The organism is Comamonas faecalis, assembly GCF_039538025.1.
Taxonomy (GTDB): Bacteria; Pseudomonadota; Gammaproteobacteria; order Burkholderiales; family Burkholderiaceae_C; genus Comamonas_C; species Comamonas_C faecalis.
Window position 1 is genome coordinate 20,481 of record NZ_BAABBP010000033.1, and the last position, 17,167, is coordinate 37,647.

A 17,167-nucleotide genomic window follows, 5' to 3' on the forward strand; every position below is an offset into this window, starting at 1 on the left:
AAGGTGAAGCGCAGACAGTGCTGTAGCACGACAAGCGAAACCGACAAAGTAATCGGTTGATATGGAAATGGAATCAGTGGCCCGGCGGGCGCGCCCACCAGGTGTCGATGACCCACATCTCGCCGGGCGAATATGGCGGCACCACCGGTGGACGCTGCAGGCGCCAATCGTCGTACACCATGCGGTGCGTGGGCGCGTACCACTGCGGGATCAGGTAATGCTCATGCGCGATGATGCGGTCCAGCGCGTGACAGGCGGGCAGCATCTGCGTGAGCGTCTGCGCCGACACCATTGCGCGGATCGCCGCGTCGACCGCCGGGTTGCGCACGCCGGCGAAGTTGCCCGAATCCTCCTGGTCGGCCGCTGCGCTGCCAAACAGGTCGGCGTATTCCTGGCCCGGATTGTTCGTTCCCTGGAAGGCCAGCGTGGTGATGTCGAAGTCGAACTTCTGCAGCCGCTGCTGGTACAGCGCAAAGTCCACCGAGCGGAAGTTGAGCGTGACGCCCAGCTTGGCCAGGTTGTGCTGCCACGAGGCAATCGTGCGCTGGCCGCCCTCGCTGCTGTCCATATATTCGAGCACAAAGGGCTCGCCCCGGGCGTTGCGCAGCACACCGTCCTGCACGGTCCAGCCCGCCTCGCGCAGCAATGCCTGTGCCTGGCGCAGGTGCTCGCGCAGCGCCATGGCGTCGGGCGTTTTCACCGGCTCGGCCATGGGGCCAAAGACGCTGGCGGGCAAGTCCTTGCGCCAGGGTTCCAGCAATGCCAGCTCGGCCGGCGTAGGCGTGCCATGCGTCTCGCACGCCGTGTTGCCAAACAGGCCATGCACGCGCTGGTAGGCGCCGTAGAACAGCTGACGGTCCATCCACTCGAAGTCGAACGCCAGCCCCAGCGCCTTGCGCACACGCCTGTCCTGCAGCAGCGGGCGGCGGGTGTTGAGCACATAACTCTGAAAGCCCGTGGGCAGCTTGTTGGCGAACTCGCCCTTGACCAGTTCGCCCGAGTCGAATCGCTTGCCGTTGACGCGCCGCGCCCAGTCACCGGCGCTGAAAAAGCGCATCAGGTCGAACTCGCCGGCCTTGAGCGCCTCCAGCCGCGCCGTGTTGTCCTGGTAAATCTTGACCTGCACCCGGTCGAAATTGGCCGTGCCCCGGCGCACCGGCAAATCACGCGCCCAGTACTGCGGGTCGCGCACATAGGTAATGTCCTTGCCAAAGTTGACCGGGCCTATCTTGTACGGCCCGCTGCCAATGGGGATGTCCATCACCACCTGGTCAAACGGCTTGGGCTGGCCATCCTCGCCCCGCCCCCAGTCGCGGCTGAAGATGGGCAGGCCGCCCACCGTCAGCGGCAGCTCGCGGTTCGGCGCGTTGAAGCGAAAGCGCACCGTGCGCTCGTCCACCACGTCCACGCCGGCTACCTCATACAACATGGTCTTGTAGCCGGGCGAGGTATACGGCCCGACCAGCGTGTCGTAGCTGTGCTTCACATCCTGCGCCAGCACCGGCTTGCCGTCGTGAAAGCGCGCCGCAGCCCGCAGCCTGAAGGTGGCCGACAGCCCGTCGGCCGCCACACTCACATCCTCGGCCAGCAGGCCGTAGCCCGTGGCCGTCTCGTCCATCGAGCCGGTGAGCAGCGTGTCGAACATCAGCGCCGACAAATACGCCGGCGCGTTTCCGCGGATGGTGAAGGGGTTGTATTTGTCAAAGGTGGAGGCGCGCAAATTGCTGACCAGCCGCAGCTCGCCGCCCTTGGGCGCATCCGGGTTGACGTAGGGCAAATGCTCAAATCCGGCAGGCAACGCCGGCGCGCCCCACATCGCATACGCGTGCGCGGCCCAGGCCGCTGGAGCGGCCATGGCGGCGGCCGCAAGCAAAGAGATCAGGCAGGTGCGCATGCGACAATTGTCAGCTACTGACCGACCACTTCACAGGAGAAGAACAATGGGTTTTCTTGCAGGCAAAAAGCTGCTCATCACCGGCGTGCTGTCCAACCGCTCCATCGCCTACGGCGTGGCCAAGGCCTGCCATGAACAGGGCGCGGAGCTGGCCTTCAGCTACGTGGGCGAGCGCTTCAAGGGCCGCATCACCGAGTTTGCCGCCGAATTCGGCTCCAAACTGGTCTTTGACTGCGACGTGGCCGACGACGCGCAGATCGCGCAAATGTTTGCCGACCTGGGCGCCGCCTGGGGCACGTTCGACGGCTTTCTGCACAGCATCGGCTTTGCGCCGCGCGAGGCGATCGCCGGCAACTTCCTGGACGGCCTGTCGCGCGAGAACTTCCGCATTGCGCACGACATCAGCGCCTACAGCTTCCCGGCCATGGCCAAGGCCGCCCTGCCCTATCTGAACGACAAGTCGTCGCTGCTGACGCTGACCTACCTGGGCGCACTGCGCTCCATTCCCAACTACAACACCATGGGCCTGGCCAAGGCGTCGCTTGAGGCGTCTGTGCGCTACCTGGCGGAAGCCCTGGGACGCACCGAGGACGGGCGCTGCATCCGCGCCAACGGCATCAGCGCAGGCCCGATCAAGACGCTGGCCGCCAGCGGCATCAAGGACTTCGGCAAGCTGCTGGGCCGCGTGGCCGACGCCGCGCCGCTGCGCCGCAACGTGACGATCGAGGACGTGGGCAACGTGGCCGCCTTCCTGTTCAGCGACCTGGCCAGCGGCGTCACGGCCGAGGTGTCCTATGTGGACGGCGGCTTCAGCCAGACCGCGGGGCTGTCGGCCGACATGGTCTGACCTACCCACCCCAACCCACCCAAGCCCCGCTGGCCGCAAGACCAGCGGGGCTTATTCCATGGCACGCCGCCCTGCACCATGTATTTCGAGCCACCGCTACTGTTCAGCGTCTGCTCGCTGGCGCATCTGTGAGTGGAGTCCGGCACCGCCATTTTTCTGCTGCGCTTTCTGATCGGCATCGGCGTGGGCATTGAATACCCGGTGGCCAGCGCACTGCTGGTGGAGCTTCTTCCCAACAAGCACCGCGGCCCCCGACTGGCGATGCTGACGATTCTGTGGTTTGCCGGCGCGGCACTGGCCTACATCGCCGGCAACGCCATCATGGCAATGGCCGGCCCCAAGGCTTGGCACTGGGCGCTGGCCAGCCCCGCGCTGCTGGGCCTGCCACTGCTGCTGGTGCGCCTGGGTACGCCCGAGTCGGCGCGCTGGCTGGTGAGCAAGGACCGCGCCAGCGAGGCAGACCGCGTGATCAAGAGGGTCTATGGCGACAGCTTCTCGATTGCCAACATGCCCGCGGCATCGGCAGACAAAAAGGTGTCGCTGGGCACGCTGCTCAAGTCGGGCTACCCAAGGCGGCATTCGAAGACGGACGCGGGAGCCGCCTGGCGCCTGCCCAGCGCAAGCACCGACCTGCCCGAGGCCATCCACACCATCCGCTGGCACGCCGAGCTGATCGACAAGGCCTACGACCACACGGCGGCCCACAGGGCACGGCGCGCTGGCGCTGGTGGTGCACGAGGCCATCGGCGTGGTCGGGCTGGTGCTGCCGTGGTCTTGAATCAAGACCATCTGGATCGACGCACAGCAGGCATGATCGCGCGCTGCTCCGCATGAACTGACCCACCCATGAAAAACCGCAAACAGGCCACCCTGATCGGGCTGGTCGCCATCTTTTTGTGGAGCGCCATCGTCGGCCTGATCCGCAACGTCAGCGACCAGCTCGGGCCCACGGGCGGCGCGGCCATGATGTACAGCGTGGCCTCGCTGTTCCTGCTGCTGAGCGTGGGCTGGGTGCGGCCCGGCGAATTCCCCCGGCGCTACCTGTTCTGGGGCAGCCTGCTGTTCGTCGCCTACGAGCTGTGCCTGGCACTGTCGATTGGCTACGCCCACACCAGCCGCCAGGCCATCGAGGTGGGCATGGTCAACTACCTGTGGCCCACGTTCACCATCGTCGCGGCCATCGTGTTCAACCGGCAGCGGGCCAACTGGCTCATCGTCCCGGGCTTTGTGCTGTCCATCATCGGCATCGGCTGGGTGCTGGGCGGCGAGCAAGGCTTGAACCTGCCCGGCATGCTTGCCAACGTGCAGGACAACCCGCTCAGCTACGGCCTGGCCTTTGCCGGCGCGCTGATCTGGGCGGCCTACTGCGCGGTCACCACGCGCATTGCCAATGGCAAGAACGGGGTGACGCTGTTCTTCATGCTGGTGTCGGTGGCGCTGTGGGCCAAATACCTGCTGGAGGGCGGCGGCGCGATGACGTTCAGCCTACAGGCCATCGTCTCACTGATGCTGGCCGCCGCGGCCATGGGCTTTGGCTACGCGGCGTGGAATGTGGGCATTCTGCACGGCAACGTCACCATCCTGGCCGGCGCCTCCTACTTCATCCCGGTGTTTTCTGCGGCGCTGGCCATGCTGCTGCTGCGCACGCCGCTGTCGCCGGCCTTCTGGCAGGGCGCGGCCATGGTGTGCGGCGGCGCCATCCTGTGCTGGCTGGCCACGCGCGCGCCCGTCAAGGCGCGTGCTACGGCATAGGAGCAGCACGCCTCAGGGCCGCTGCATGCGGCAGCTGGTGGGCATTTGCGCCTGCTCGGGCGCAATGCGGCGCAGCACGCGAAAGCCGTAGCCCGAGCCTTCCACGTCGAACGCGACGCCCGGCGCGCCCAGGCGGTCCATCACGCCGACGACCAGCTCCTGCTGGAACTGATGATCCTCGGCGCGCATCCAGCCGCTTTGGCCGTACAGGCTGACACGCACGCCCTCAAGCGCCCGCGCAACGTCTGCTGCCTGCAGGCTGCCCGCGCGCTCCAGCGCCTGCGCCAGCGCTTCGACCAGCAGCTGCATGCGCATGTGGACATAGTCGTCCTGCGGGCTGGGAAAGCGCTGGCGAAACGCCTCGTAAAACTGGCGGCTGCCCTCGGTGGGCAGGTTGGGCAGCCAGTCGGCCACGGCCACCACCTTGCCCACGCCGGCCTCTCCCAGCGCCGCGGGCGCGCCCAGCGCGTTGCCGTAGAAGGTGTAGAACATGCCGTCGTAACCTACCTCGCGCGCGGCCTTGACCAGCAGCGTCAAGTCGTTGCCCCAGTTGCCGGTGATGACCGCCTGCGCACCGCTGGCCTTGATCTTGACCGCATAGGGGGCAAAGTCCTTGATGCGACCCACCGCGTGCAGTTCCTCTCCGGCGATGGCCACGTCCGGGCGCAGCACGCCAAGCTGGCGCCGCGCCTCGCGCAGCACGGCCTGGCCGAAGCTGTAGTCCTGGCCTATCAGGTAGACGCTTTGGAGCTGGCCGTCCTCGCGCACCACGTCCATCAAAGCGGTCATGCGCATGTCAGCATGCGCGTCGAAGCGAAAGTGCCAGAAGCTGCACCGCTCGTTGGTCAGCGCCGGGTCGACGGCCGAGTAGTTCAGGTACAGCACCTGCCGGCCCGGCTCGCGCTGGTTGTGCTTGTTGATGGCGTCGAGCAGCGCCGCCGCCGTGGCCGACGAGTTGCCCTGCAGCACGATGCGCGCGCCGTCGTCGATGGCCGCGCGCAAAGCCGACAGCGCCTCCTCGTTCTGGCCCTTGCTGTCGTAGCGCGACAGCATCAAGTTACGCGCCCCACCCTGCGCCAGCCGCACGCCGCCGCGGGCGTTGACGCGCTCGACCGCCCAGGCGATGTTGCGAAACACCGCCTCGCCGGTGTTGGCAAAGCTGCCCGACAGACTCTCGATCAGCGCCAGCCGGATCGGCCCGCCGCCGGCAGCTGCGCCCGTCTGGGCGTGGGAGAGCGTGGCCAGCGCCGTGGCCTGCAGCAGCGAAAGCGCCAACGTGCGGCCCGCCTGGCGGCGATTCATCAAGGTCATGGTCATGGCTCTCACAAAAACGGAACAACGCTGCACGGCCGGTGGCGGCGCGGCACTTTCACAAAAACGCGGCGCTATTGCACTGGCTGCGTGGACTCGGCGGGCGCAGATGCGGCGGCATCATCCGACACCACATCCTGTCCCTCGGACTGCGCAGCCAGGTCGCCCCCGGGCAACGGCTCGGGCTGCGCCCGCTGCAGCTGCGCCGAGACCGCATGCGGCACCGCCTCGCGCTCGGGCAAGGGCGTGCGCGCCGCGCGCGCAGCGGTCAGCCGGGCGCTGGCCGTGCCCTGGGGCAGCACATGCACGTACTGCGAGAACAGCGCAAAAAACCGCTCGTAATAGCGCGCGTCGGAAATGGTTTCGCTGCCCACTTTGACCAGCGTGTCGTCGCTGGCGGTGACCGGCAGCGACAGCGAGCCGATGGCGCCCACGCCCAGCGACGCGGAGTTGTTGATCTTCTTGATCACATAGCGATCCTGCAGCGCGCTGGCGTAGACCGAAGCGCGCGTGTCGTCCGGGTTGTCCGGTGCGCAGACCACGCGCATTTCCACCTCGTAGTGAACGTCGGTGTGCGGCTGGTAGAACTTGCGCCCCGCCACCTGGTTCCTGTCCGTCTGGTGCAGCTGGTAGCCCTGGCTGAGCAGCGCGCGGCGCGCGGCCTCGCAGGTCTGCTCCTGCGACGCGTCGACCAGACGGGTGTGCATGCCGGCACTGTCAAAGTCGTCGGGCGTGAAGGCAACCGCGCGCTCCAGCCCCGGCATGGCCTCGGGCAGGCGCGCGCAGCCGGCCAGCAGCACCGGCAGGCACAGCGCAGGCAGCAGCAAAACAAGCCAGCGGCGGCCCTGGGCCGGCCGCTGGCGCGGATGAAAGACGGGATCCATCGGGCAAGCGTCGTGCAAAACGAAGCCGCCATTGTGAACCGGAATCGTGGATGCTGCAGCGCAACAACCCGCGCCGACCCAGCCCATTCCAACAACCTGGACGCCACGCCAGTGGCGGTGGGTTGGACTATTGAATAGATAGCGCTGTCACCTGACAGGTGAACCCCATCGAAGCCAAAAAAGCCAAGGCTCACAAGGCATTGTCGAAGTTCACGGCGGTCAACTGCCGGGTTTAGGTTCAAGCACCAAGCAGGCGCGGCAAAAGCCGGGCCGACGTACCGCACAACACCATTTGCGCCACGCTGTCCAGCTCGCTCGGCGCGGAGTTGACCACCACCACCTGCGCGCCGGCTGCACGCGCCGCATGCACCAGCCCGGCGGCTGGCCAGACCTGGCCCGAGGTGCCGACGACGAGCATCAGATCGCACGCCGCGGCGGCCTGCTCGGCGCGCGCCAGGGCATGCTCGGGCAGCATCTCGCCAAACCACACCACGGCCGGCCGCAGCGCGTTGCCGCATTGCGCGCAGCGCGGCGGACGGCCGGGCTCGGCCCGCGCGGCCGCACAGCCGGACGCTCCGCGACCGGCCAGCGGGCACGGGTCGAGCCAGCGGTTTTCAAACAGATTGCCGTGCAGCGCCAGCACGTCAGTGCTGCCGGCGCGCTGGTGCAGGCCATCGACGTTCTGCGTCACCACCGTCAGGCGCCCAGGGTGTCGGCGCTGGAACTCGGCCACCGCCCGGTGCCCGGCATTGGGTTCGACGCGCGCCACCTGCGCGCGGCGCTCGGAGTACCAGTCCCACACGCGCCCGGGGTGGGCGCGAAAGGCGTCCTCGGTCGCCAGTTCCTCGGGCCGAAAGCGCGCCCACAACCCGGTCTGCGCGCCGCGAAAGGTCGGCACGCCCGATTCGGCGCTCATGCCAGCGCCGCTGAACACCACCAGCCGCTGCGCCGCCCGCACCCAGGCGCGCGCCTCGGCAGCGTCGATTTCGGTTTCTCCCTGCATGGCGTGGTTGTAACCGCAATCGCGGCGCCCACGCCATCAAAACCGTTTCCAACCCTGCGCGGCAGGCGCGCCACGAGCTGCTGGGCCAACGCGTCGCACCAAGGAAAGTGGTGCGAAACAGTCTGCCTCGCGCTGCGCGAAGGCCAGGCAACCGCTGCCGATGACGATCACCACCGCGCCCGCACCGGTTGCATGAGCTCAGAAGAATCCATCAAGCGTTACACAAAAAATGTGTCTACCGCGCCTTCGTCGAAGCCGACGCGCTGGCCAAGTGGCTGCCGCCGCACGGCTTCACCTGCAAGATTCATCAGTTCGAGGCGCGCGTCGGTGGCCGCTTTCGCATGTCGTTCCACAACTTCGGCACCGGCCAGGCGCACGCGTTCGGCGGCGAGTACCTGGAGCTGATCCCGAACGCGCTGATCCGCTACACCGACCGCTTCGACGATCCGAACCTGCCGGGTGTGCTGGAGGTCACCATCCGGCTCGCGCCGGTGGTCTGCGGCACCGAGCTGCACATCACCCAGGCCGGCATTCCGCCCGCCATCCCGCTGGAGATGTGCTACCTGGGCTGGCAGGAGTCCCTCGTCCAGTTGGCGGCGCTGGTGGAGCCAGTCATCCCGGGCTAGGCCCAGGAGAAGCTCCATGGCGACACCTGCCCGGAACACCATCTGCCTCTGGCACGACCGCAGTGCAAAAGAGACCGCCCACTTCCATTCCACCTGGAGATTTCCATGAAATCCAATCCCGTCGTCTGGTTCGAGATCTACGTGCAGGATCTGGCGCGTGCGCGCCGGTTCTACGAAACCGTGTTCCAGTGCCGACTGGAGCCCATGGCCGCGCTCGCGGGCGACAGCTCGGCCATGCAGATGCTGTCGTTTCCGAATGACATGGAAGCCGGCGGCAGCGGCGGCATGCTGGTCAAGATGGCGGGCGCCCCGTCCGGCGGTGGCGGCACGCTGGTGTACTTTGCCTGCGACGACTGCGCAGCGGAGCAAGGTCGCGTGGCGGGCGCCGGCGGCCAGGTGCACAAGCCCAAGTCCTCCATCGGCCAGTACGGCTTCATCGCGCTCGTGTCCGACACCGAGGCCAACATGATCGGCCTGCATTCGATGCAGTGACCGCGATGGTGCCCTGGTCGAGATGGGGCTGGGCGCCACGCCTGATGGGTGACTCAAAGGTTTCTGGTCGCCTGCAAATAATTCAATAATCGTTGTATCATCAACACATGGATGAAACCCACGCAGTTTCCGCGCTTGCCGCCCTGGCCCACCTCCAGCGTCTGCGTGTGTTCCGCGCGCTGGTCGTCGCGGGCATTGAGGGATTGACGCCCAGCGTGCTCGCCGATCAGCTCGGCGTGGCTCGCAATGCCCTGTCGTTTCACCTCAAGGAGCTGGCCCATGCCAGCCTCGTTTCTGTCGAACAACAGGGACGCAACCTGATTTACCGCGCCGACTTTGCCCGCATGAGCGGGCTGCTCGGCTACCTGACCGAGCACTGCTGCCAGGGCGGCGTGTGCGATGTCTGCCCGCCATGCGGCTGCGCCCGCTGATCCCATGTCCCAACGCCCTTCCCGCCTCTCCTTTCTCGACCGCTGGCTCACCGCCTGGATCTTTGCCGCCATGGCGCTGGGCGTGGCCCTGGGTACCTGGTTCAAGGGCCTGCCCGACGCACTGCATGCGCTGTCGATCGGCACGACCAACGTCCCGATCGCCATCGGCTTGATCCTGATGATGTACCCGCCGCTGGCCAAGGTGCGCTACGAGGCTCTGCACGAGGTCTTTGCCGACAAGCGCGTGCTGCTGCTGTCGCTGGTGCAGAACTGGGTGGTCGGGCCGGTGCTGATGTTTGCGCTGGCGGTGCTCTTTCTGCGCGACCAGCCGCAGTACATGACCGGGCTGATCCTGATCGGGTTGGCGCGCTGCATTGCCATGGTGCTGGTGTGGAACCAGCTGGCGCGCGGCGACAACCAGTACGTCGCCGGGCTGGTGGCTTTCAACTCGATCTTCCAGATCCTGTTCTTCCCGGCCTACGCCTGGTTTTTCCTGTCGGTGCTGCCGCCGCTGTTCGGCCTGCAGGGCAGCGTGGTCGACGTGGGTTTCTGGGCCATCACCGAAGCGGTACTGGTCTACCTGGGCATTCCGTTCCTGGCCGGCTATCTGACGCGGCGCACGCTGATCGCGCGCAAGGGCCAGGACTGGTACGAGCAGGTGTTCGTTCCGCGCATCAGCCCCATCACGCTGGTGGCGCTGCTGCTGACCATCGTCGCCATGTTCAGCCTCAAGGGCGCAGACGTGGTGCGCCTGCCGCTGGACGCGCTCAGGATCGCGGTGCCGCTGACGCTGTACTTCGTGATCCAGTTCCTGATCAGCTTTGCCATGGGCCGGCTGATCCAGGCCGACTACCCGCGCACCACGGCGATTGCCTTCACCGCCGCGGGCAACAACTTCGAGCTGGCCATTGCCGTGGCGATCGCCTCCTTCGGCCTGGCCTCGCCGGTGGCCTTCACCACGGTGATCGGCCCGTTGGTGGAGGTGCCGGTGCTCATCGCGCTGGTGCACGTCGCGCTGCGGCTGCAGCGCCGATGGCAAGCCGACACGCGCAGTGCACGCGCAAAGGCAGATGGCGAAGCAGCCGCGCGGCCGGGCTGATGAAGACGCAGATCGACCGTATTGCGCCCACCACGCCGGTGCGGCGCCAGGGCGCACCCATCAAGCATCGATGGCGTCCAGCGGCCAGCGCGGGCGCACGTCGAAGGCGTAGTCGCTGCGCGGCTGCTGCACGCCCGCCTGCAGGCGCATGGCGGCGGCCATTGCAATCATCGCGCCGTTGTCGGTGCACAGCTCCAGCTCGGGGTAGTGCACGCGCACGCCGCGCGCCTGGCAGGCGGCATTGAGCTGGATGCGCAGCTGCTGGTTGGCGCCCACGCCGCCGGCGACCACCAGGCGCTTGAGGCCGGTGGCCTGCAAGGCCTTGAGCGATTTCTTGAGCAGCACCTCGACGATGGCCGCCTGGGTGCTGGCGGCCAGGTCGGCGCGCGGCAGCTCGCACACCGCGCTCTCCAGTTTGCGCGCCTGGGTGAGCACCGCGGTCTTGAGGCCGGCGAACGAGAAATCCAGATTGGGGCTGTGCAGCAGCGGGCGCGGCAGCTTGAAGGCCTCGGGGTCGCCGTACTCGGCCAGCCGCGCCAGCGCCGGGCCCCCGGGGTAGCCCAGGCCCAGCAGCTTGGCGGTCTTGTCGAAGGCCTCGCCGGCGGCGTCGTCGATGGTCTCGCCCAGCAGCTCGTAGCGGCCCACGCCGTCCACGCGCATCAGCTGCGTATGCCCGCCCGACACCAGTAGCGCGACGAAGGGGAACTGCGGCGCGTCGGCGCTCAGGAACGGCGAGAGCAAATGCCCCTCCAGGTGATGCACGCCCAGTACCGGCCGCGCCAGCGCCGCGCCCAGCGCGCAGGCCACGCCAGCGCCCACCAGCAGCGCGCCGGCCAGGCCGGGGCCGCGCGTGTAGGCCACCACGTCGACGTCGGTCAGCGGCACGTCGGCTTCGGTCAGCACCTGGCGCAACAGCGGCAGCACGCGGCGGATGTGGTCGCGGCTGGCCAGCTCGGGCACCACGCCGCCATAGGCCTGGTGCATCTGCACCTGGCTGTGCAGTGCATGCGCCAGCAGCGTGGGCAGTGCGCCGCCCGCGCCGCTGCGCACCAGGGCGACGCCGGTTTCATCGCACGAAGATTCGATTCCCAGGACCAGTTTCGTCATGGAGCGAAGTGTACGTTCGCGCCCATACCCGGGCGGCCGGCCGCCCGCCGTTCATGCCACGGCGCGCTGCTTCACGGCACCTGCGCGAAGTTCGCGGGCCGCCTCGACCATGTGTGCCAGTGCCGGGATCACCTCGGCCCACTGGCGGGTCTTCAGCCCGCAATCGGGGTTGACCCACAGGCGCTCGGCCGGAATGCGCTCGGCGGCCTTTTCCATCAGCTGCACGATGTGCCCCTGCGTCGGGATGTTGGGCGAATGGATGTCGTAGACACCGGGGCCGATCTCGTTGGGGTACTGGAAGTTCTCGAAGGCGTCCAGCAGTTCCATGTCCGAGCGGCTGGTCTCGATGGTGATCACGTCCGCATCCATGCCGGCGATCGACGCGATGATGTCGTTGAACTCCGAATAGCACATATGGGTGTGGATCTGCGTCTCGTCGCGCACGCCGTTGGCGGTGATGCGAAAGCTCTCCACGGCCCAGTCCAGGTACTCCTTCCACTGCGACTTGCGCAGCGGCAGGCCCTCGCGCAGCGCGGCCTCGTCGATCTGGATGATTTTCACGCCGGCCTTTTCCAGGTCGAGCACTTCTTCGCGGATCGCCAGCGCCAGCTGCCGGCACGACATCGAGCGCGGCTGGTCGTCGCGCACGAAGGACCAGTTGAGGATGGTCACCGGGCCGGTCAGCATGCCCTTCATCGGCTTCTTGGTCAGCGACTGCGCGTAGGTGATCCATTCCACGGTCATCGCCTTGGGGCGGCTGATGTCGCCAAACAGAATCGGCGGCTTGACGCAGCGCGAGCCGTAGCTCTGCACCCAGCCGAACTGGCTGAAGGCATAGCCTTCGAGCTGCTCGCCAAAGTACTCGACCATGTCGTTGCGCTCGGCCTCGCCGTGCACCAGCACATCCAGGCCCAGTTTTTCCTGCTCGCGCACGCTGCGCTCTATCTCGGCACGCATCGCCGCCTGATAGCCAGCGTCATCCAGGCGCCCTGCCCTGTATTCGCTGCGCGCGTGGCGGATCTCTGCGGTCTGCGGGAAGGAGCCGATGGTCGTCGTCGGGTACAGCGGCAGCTTCAAGATGGCTGCCTGCCAGGGCGCGCGCTGGGCGTAGGCGCTCTTGCGTTGGCCCAGGCTGGCGTCGATGCGCGCCAGCGCCGCCTGCACGGCCGGGTTGGTCACGCGCGGCGAGGCGCGGCGCGCGGCAAGCGCAGCGGTGTTGGTGGCCAGCTCGGTGGCAACGGTGGCGCGGCCTTCGTTCAGCGCGCGGCCCAGCACGCGCAGCTCACCCAGCTTTTGCAGCGCAAACGCCAGCCAAGACTTGACCTCGGCGTCCAGTTTCTGCTCGCTATCCAGGTCGACGGGTACGTGCAGCAGCGAGCACGAGGGCGCGATCCACAGCCGCTCGCCCAGGCGCTGGGCAATGGGTTCGAGCCAGTCCAGCGTGGCAGTCAGGTCGGTCTTCCAGATGTTGCGTCCGCTGATTACACCCAGCGACAGCACCTTGTGCGGCGACAGCAGGCCCAGCAGCGGCAACACACCGGCCTGATCGCTGGTCGCGTCGACATGCAGACCGGCGACGGGCAGGTTGGCGGCAAGGTAGGCGTTGTCCTGCAGCTGACCGAAATAGGTCGCCAACAGGATCTTGACCTTGCAGGCTTTCAGCTGGTGGTAGGCGGTGTTCAACGCATGCTGCCAGTCGGCGTCGAGCTCGGTCACCAGGATCGGCTCGTCGATCTGCACCCACTCGGCGCCATGGGCGGCCAAGGTGTCGAGCAGCTCGGCGTAGACGGGCAGCAGGCGCTCCAGCAATGCGAGCTTGTCGGAATCGTCCTTGGCCTTGCCGATGGCCAGGTAGGTGACCGGGCCGATGATGACCGGCTTGGCCCGTCCTTCTCCAACGCCGCCCTGCTCCTGCGCCTCGGCCAGCTGCTCCAGCAGGCGCGATGCGTCCAGCTTGAACTGGGTGGCCGCGGTGAACTCGGGGACGATGTAGTGGTAGTTGGTGTCGAACCACTTGGTCATCTCACCGGCAGCCACGCCGCCGCAGCACAGCGCGTGCTGCGGGTCGAACAGGCCGGAGCGCCCGCGCGCGACGCGGAAATAGTTGTCCAGCGGGTCACCGTGGAAACCGCTCACGCGTCCAGGCAGGTTGCCCAACGTGGTGCTCATGTCCAGCACCTGATCGTAGAACGAGAAATCGCCCACGGGCACCAGGTCGAGCGCCGCCTGGTCGGCCCAGTGCCGCTGGCGCAGCTGCGTACCCAGCTGTTTCAGCTCGTCGCGCGAGGTCTCGCCCTTCCAGTACGACTCCAGCGCAAACTTGAGCTCGCGCCGGGCGCCGATGCGGGGGAATCCGAGATTGTGAAGTGTTGCCATGGCCTGCCTTGCAAGAAACAAAAAATGGGAAATGGGAGACTGGAAGCCATCGTAGGCAAGGCATCACATGAAGTAAAATGGTCTTATTTCACCAATCAATTAATTTTATTCATACACCATGCTGGAGCGCATCCATCTGGCAATCGTCGCCGAGGTCGAAAAACAGGGCTCGCTGACCGCGGCTGCCGACGTGCTGTGCGTCACCCAGTCGGCGTTGAGCCACAGCATGAAAAAGCTGGAGCAGCAGTTGGGCACAGCGGTCTGGCTGCGCGAGGGCCGCAGCCTGCGCCTCACCCAGGCGGGGCAGTATTTGCTGGCGGTGGCGGGCCGCGTGCTGCCGCAGCTCGACCTGGCCGAGGAGCGGCTGCGCCAGTTCGCGCAGGGGGAGCGCGGCGCCCTGCGCATCGGCATGGAATGCCACCCCTGCTACCAGTGGCTGCTCAAGGTGGTGTCGCCCTACCTGGCCGCGTGGCCCGACGTGGACGTGGACGTCAAGCAGCGCTTTCAGTTTGGCGGCATCGGCGCGCTGCTGGCCTGGGAGATCGACCTGCTGGTCACGCCCGACCCGCTGTACAAACCCGGCCTGCACTTCGAGCCGGTGTTCGACTACGAGCAGGTGTTGGTCGTCGGCACCCGCCACCCGCTGGCCGGCGCGGATCACGCCCGCCCGCGCGACCTGGCGCGCGAGGTGCTGATCACCTACCCCGTGCCGGTCGAGCGGCTGGACATCTACAACGAGTTTCTGCTGCCCGCCGGCGTACGTCCAAGGCGGCACAAGACCATAGAGACCACGGACATCATGCTGCAAATGGTCGCCAGCGGCCGCGGCGTCGCGGCGCTGCCGCGCTGGTTGGCGCAGGAATACGCGGCCCGGATGGATCTGGTACCGGTGCGCCTGGGGCCGCGCGGCATCCCAAAGCAGATCCACCTGGGCGCGCGCGAGGCCGACCTGGAGACCGACTACCTGCGTGCGTTCATCGCGCTGTCGCGCCAGCCCGTGGCAGATGCGACGACAGGCACGGCCTGAACGCAGCAGCGCCAGACCACAGCTTGTGCGGCCGGCGCGCGTTCAGCATTCAGCCTAAATCCGGATTTAGGTTCAGGTGTATTGCTTCTCCAGCGCATCCCAGGCGGGCTTGCCCACCAGGCGCTGGCGCTCGGCAAACGGGGTCACCAGGCCACTGGCCTCCTGCACCTCCTTCTCGTCGCGCAGCACGGTCAGCGCCTTTTGCATGCCCGCCACCGCGCCCTGCAGCGCGGCGTTGGCGTACAGCACGATGCCAAATCCCAGCTCGCCCAGTTGCTCGGCGTTGAAGATGGGCGTTCTGCCGCCAATCACCATGTTCATCAGCTGGGGTTTGGCCAGGCGCTGCGGCAGCGCGCGCACTTCTTCGGCCTTGGTGACGGCCTCGACGAACAGGATGTCGGCGCCGGCTTCGGCAAACTTCTGCGCGCGCTCGACGGCGGCCTCGAAGCCGTGCACGGCCGCCGCGTCGGTGCGCGCCATGATCAGCAGATCGTCGTCGCGCCGCGCATCGACCGCGGCCTTGATCTTGCTCACCGCCTCTTCGGTGGAGATCACCTCCTTGCCGCTGAAATGCCCGCAGCGCTTGGGCGCCACCTGGTCTTCGAGCTGAATGCAGTCGGCCCCCGCACGCTCCAGCGTGCGCACCGTGTGATAGACGTTGAGCGCATTGCCAAAGCCGGTGTCGGCATCAACCAGCAGCGGCACATCGACTGCGTCGCGGATGCGCGCCGTGTGGTCGGCGATCTCGGCCAAGCCCATGAAGCCCTGGTCGGGCATGCCGAACCACATATTGGTCACGCCCGCGCCCGTGACGTAGATGGCCTTGAAGCCCAGGTCGGCAATGACCCTGGCGGACAGGGCGTTGAATGCGCCGGGGACGATCAGGCCATTGCGGGCCTCGATGAGTTGTTTAAGCTGCTTGCGAGTGGACATGAGTAGATTTCCGATCAAAAAGAATTACTGGGGATGCATACCCAGCCCTGCATCAGGATGCGCGCGCTGCGGCTCATCACCGCCTTGGTGACCTGCCATTGGCCGTCCACCTGTCTTGCCTCGGCGCCCACCCGCAGCGTGCCCGAGGGGTGGCCAAAGCGCACGGCCTGGCGCTCGCCGCCGCCGGCGGCAAGGTTCACCAGCGTGCCGGGAATGGCCGCCGCCGTGCCGATGGCCACTGCGGCCGTGCCCATCATGGCGTGGTGCAGTTTGCCCATCGACAGGGCGCGCACCAGCAGGTCGACATCGGCCGCTTCGATCACCTTGCCGCTTGAGGCGATGTAGGCCTTGGGCGGGCTGACAAAGGCGATCTTTGGCGTGTGCTGGCGCGTCGCGGCTTCTTCGGGTGTCTTGATCAGGCCCATGCGCAGCGCGCCGGCGACGCGGATTTTTTCAAAGCGCGCCAGCTGCGCCGGGTCGCCGTTGATATCCTCGCGCAGCTCCGTGCCCTGGCAGCCGATATCAAACGCGTTGACGAACACGGTGGGGATACCAGCGTTGATCATCGTGGCCTTGAAGGTGCCGATGCCCGGCACCTCCAGGTCGTCGACCAGGTTGCCGGTCGGGAACATGGCGCCGCCCTCGTCGCCATCGTCGGACGGGTCCATGAACTCCAGCACGATCTCGGCGGCGGGGAAGGTCACGCCATCGAGCTCGAAGTCGCCCGTCTCCTGCACCTGGCCGTTGGTAATCGGCACGTGGGCAATGATGGTCTTGCCGATATTCGCCTGCCAGATGCGCACCACGCAGACGCCGTCGCTCGGGATGCGGCCGGCATCGACCAGACCCGCATGAATGGCGAACGCCCCGGCGGCGGTGGAGAGGTTGCCGCAGTTGCCGCTCCAGTCGACGAAGTCCTTGTCGATGGACACCTGGCCGTAGAGGTAGTCCACGTCGTGCCCCGGACGCTCGCTTTTGGAGAGGATGACGCACTTGCTGGTGCTGGAGGTGGCCCCGCCCATGCCGTCGATCTGCGCGCCGTAGGGGTCGGGGCTGCCGATGACGCGCTGGAACAATTTGTCGCGCGCCAGGCCGGGCTGGCGGGCGGCCTCGGGCAGGTCCTGCAAACGGAAGAACATGCCCTTGCTGGTGCCGCCGCGCATATAGGTGGCGGGGATGCGGATTTGGGGAAGGTGCAATGTCATATCAAGGGACAGTAGTGTCCGGTTAAAAGTCAAACAGAATCAATTGCTTAGCGTCGTTGGCGGATTCAATCTGTAGATCATCGGGCTGCAAGGCGCATGAAATCTGGGTTTTCTCGAAAACCGAGACCGACAAAATCTGTAGACATGTGTAGAGCGAGGCATCGAGGTGAAGCTCCTTGC

16 protein-coding genes and 1 pseudogene are annotated in these 17,167 nt (G+C 66.8%); 8 read left to right on the plus strand and 9 right to left on the minus strand.

Annotated elements, in window-relative coordinates; genetic code table 11:
- Nucleotides 1-73: 73 nt before the first annotated feature.
- A complete protein-coding gene (locus ABD767_RS14745; protein WP_103045834.1) occupies nt 74-1,894 on the minus strand; it encodes an ABC transporter substrate-binding protein in 1,821 nt (606 codons plus the stop codon).
- A 46-nt stretch (nt 1,895-1,940) separates the two neighbouring features.
- On the opposite strand from ABD767_RS14745, the gene fabI reads away from it, so the two are divergent.
- From fabI to yddG, 3 genes are all read left to right on the plus strand, one after another.
- On the plus strand, nt 1,941-2,741 hold the full coding sequence (fabI, locus tag ABD767_RS14750) for an enoyl-ACP reductase FabI (protein WP_344869866.1): 801 nt from the start codon (nt 1,941-1,943) through the stop codon (nt 2,739-2,741).
- A 132-nt stretch (nt 2,742-2,873) separates the two neighbouring features.
- A complete protein-coding gene (locus tag ABD767_RS14755) occupies nt 2,874-3,575 on the plus strand; it encodes an MFS transporter (RefSeq protein WP_344869867.1) in 702 nt (233 codons plus the stop codon).
- Between the two features lie 12 nt (nt 3,576-3,587).
- Nucleotides 3,588-4,493, plus strand: coding sequence for an aromatic amino acid DMT transporter YddG (gene yddG, locus ABD767_RS14760; RefSeq protein WP_103045836.1), 906 nt, complete (start codon nt 3,588-3,590; stop codon nt 4,491-4,493).
- A 12-nt stretch (nt 4,494-4,505) separates the two neighbouring features.
- Here the strand turns inward: yddG and ABD767_RS14765 are convergent, their stop codons facing one another.
- From ABD767_RS14765 to ABD767_RS14775, 3 genes are all read right to left on the minus strand, one after another.
- On the minus strand, nt 4,506-5,804 hold the full coding sequence (locus tag ABD767_RS14765; protein ID WP_103045848.1) for an ABC transporter substrate-binding protein: 1,299 nt from the start codon (nt 5,802-5,804) through the stop codon (nt 4,506-4,508).
- A gap of 74 nt (nt 5,805-5,878) precedes the next feature.
- Nucleotides 5,879-6,688 carry a DUF2242 domain-containing protein gene (locus ABD767_RS14770; protein ID WP_103045837.1) on the minus strand — a complete coding sequence of 270 codons (810 nt, stop codon included), beginning with the start codon at nt 6,686-6,688 and terminating at the stop codon, nt 5,879-5,881.
- A 238-nt stretch (nt 6,689-6,926) separates the two neighbouring features.
- Nucleotides 6,927-7,691, minus strand: coding sequence for an NAD-dependent protein deacylase (locus ABD767_RS14775; protein WP_103045838.1), 765 nt, complete (start codon nt 7,689-7,691; stop codon nt 6,927-6,929).
- 188 nt (nt 7,692-7,879) lie between these two features.
- Between ABD767_RS14775 and ABD767_RS14780 the strand changes: the two genes are divergently transcribed.
- The 4 genes from ABD767_RS14780 to arsB all read left to right on the plus strand — a co-directional run bounded on the left by ABD767_RS14780 (nt 7,880) and on the right by arsB (nt 10,339).
- Entirely contained in the window at nt 7,880-8,317 is a 438-nt protein-coding gene (locus ABD767_RS14780; RefSeq protein ID WP_103045839.1) for an SRPBCC domain-containing protein, read from the plus strand.
- Nucleotides 8,318-8,422: 105 nt separating this feature from the next.
- Nucleotides 8,423-8,809: a VOC family protein gene (locus ABD767_RS14785; protein ID WP_103045840.1), complete on the plus strand. Its 387-nt coding sequence runs from the start codon at nt 8,423-8,425 to the stop codon at nt 8,807-8,809.
- Between the two features lie 107 nt (nt 8,810-8,916).
- Complete coding sequence (locus tag ABD767_RS14790; protein WP_103045841.1) at nt 8,917-9,240, plus strand: helix-turn-helix domain-containing protein; 324 nt, start codon at nt 8,917-8,919, stop codon at nt 9,238-9,240.
- A gap of 4 nt (nt 9,241-9,244) precedes the next feature.
- Complete coding sequence (arsB, locus tag ABD767_RS14795; RefSeq protein WP_103045842.1) at nt 9,245-10,339, plus strand: ACR3 family arsenite efflux transporter; 1,095 nt, start codon at nt 9,245-9,247, stop codon at nt 10,337-10,339.
- Nucleotides 10,340-10,399: 60 nt separating this feature from the next.
- Here the strand turns inward: arsB and tsaD are convergent, their stop codons facing one another.
- Nucleotides 10,400-11,446, minus strand: coding sequence for a tRNA (adenosine(37)-N6)-threonylcarbamoyltransferase complex transferase subunit TsaD (gene tsaD, locus ABD767_RS14800; protein WP_103045843.1), 1,047 nt, complete (start codon nt 11,444-11,446; stop codon nt 10,400-10,402).
- A gap of 51 nt (nt 11,447-11,497) precedes the next feature.
- Nucleotides 11,498-13,822, minus strand: coding sequence for a 5-methyltetrahydropteroyltriglutamate--homocysteine S-methyltransferase (gene metE / locus ABD767_RS14805; protein WP_103045844.1), 2,325 nt, complete (start codon nt 13,820-13,822; stop codon nt 11,498-11,500).
- A gap of 118 nt (nt 13,823-13,940) precedes the next feature.
- On the opposite strand from metE, the gene ABD767_RS14810 reads away from it, so the two are divergent.
- Nucleotides 13,941-14,849 (plus strand): LysR substrate-binding domain-containing protein, encoded by a 909-nt coding sequence (locus ABD767_RS14810; RefSeq protein WP_103045845.1) that lies wholly within the window; start codon nt 13,941-13,943, stop codon nt 14,847-14,849.
- A gap of 72 nt (nt 14,850-14,921) precedes the next feature.
- On the opposite strand, the gene ABD767_RS14815 is transcribed toward ABD767_RS14810, so the two are convergent.
- From ABD767_RS14815 to ABD767_RS14825, 3 genes and pseudogenes are all read right to left on the minus strand, one after another.
- Nucleotides 14,922-15,782 carry an isocitrate lyase/phosphoenolpyruvate mutase family protein gene (locus ABD767_RS14815; protein WP_103045846.1) on the minus strand — a complete coding sequence of 287 codons (861 nt, stop codon included), beginning with the start codon at nt 15,780-15,782 and terminating at the stop codon, nt 14,922-14,924.
- Nucleotides 15,783-15,796: 14 nt separating this feature from the next.
- Nucleotides 15,797-16,987 carry a 2-methylaconitate cis-trans isomerase PrpF gene (gene prpF, locus ABD767_RS14820; protein ID WP_103045847.1) on the minus strand — a complete coding sequence of 397 codons (1,191 nt, stop codon included), beginning with the start codon at nt 16,985-16,987 and terminating at the stop codon, nt 15,797-15,799.
- Nucleotides 16,988-17,009: 22 nt separating this feature from the next.
- Nucleotides 17,010-17,167 (minus strand): annotated as a pseudogene (locus tag ABD767_RS14825) (IS4 family transposase); the annotation flags it as partial.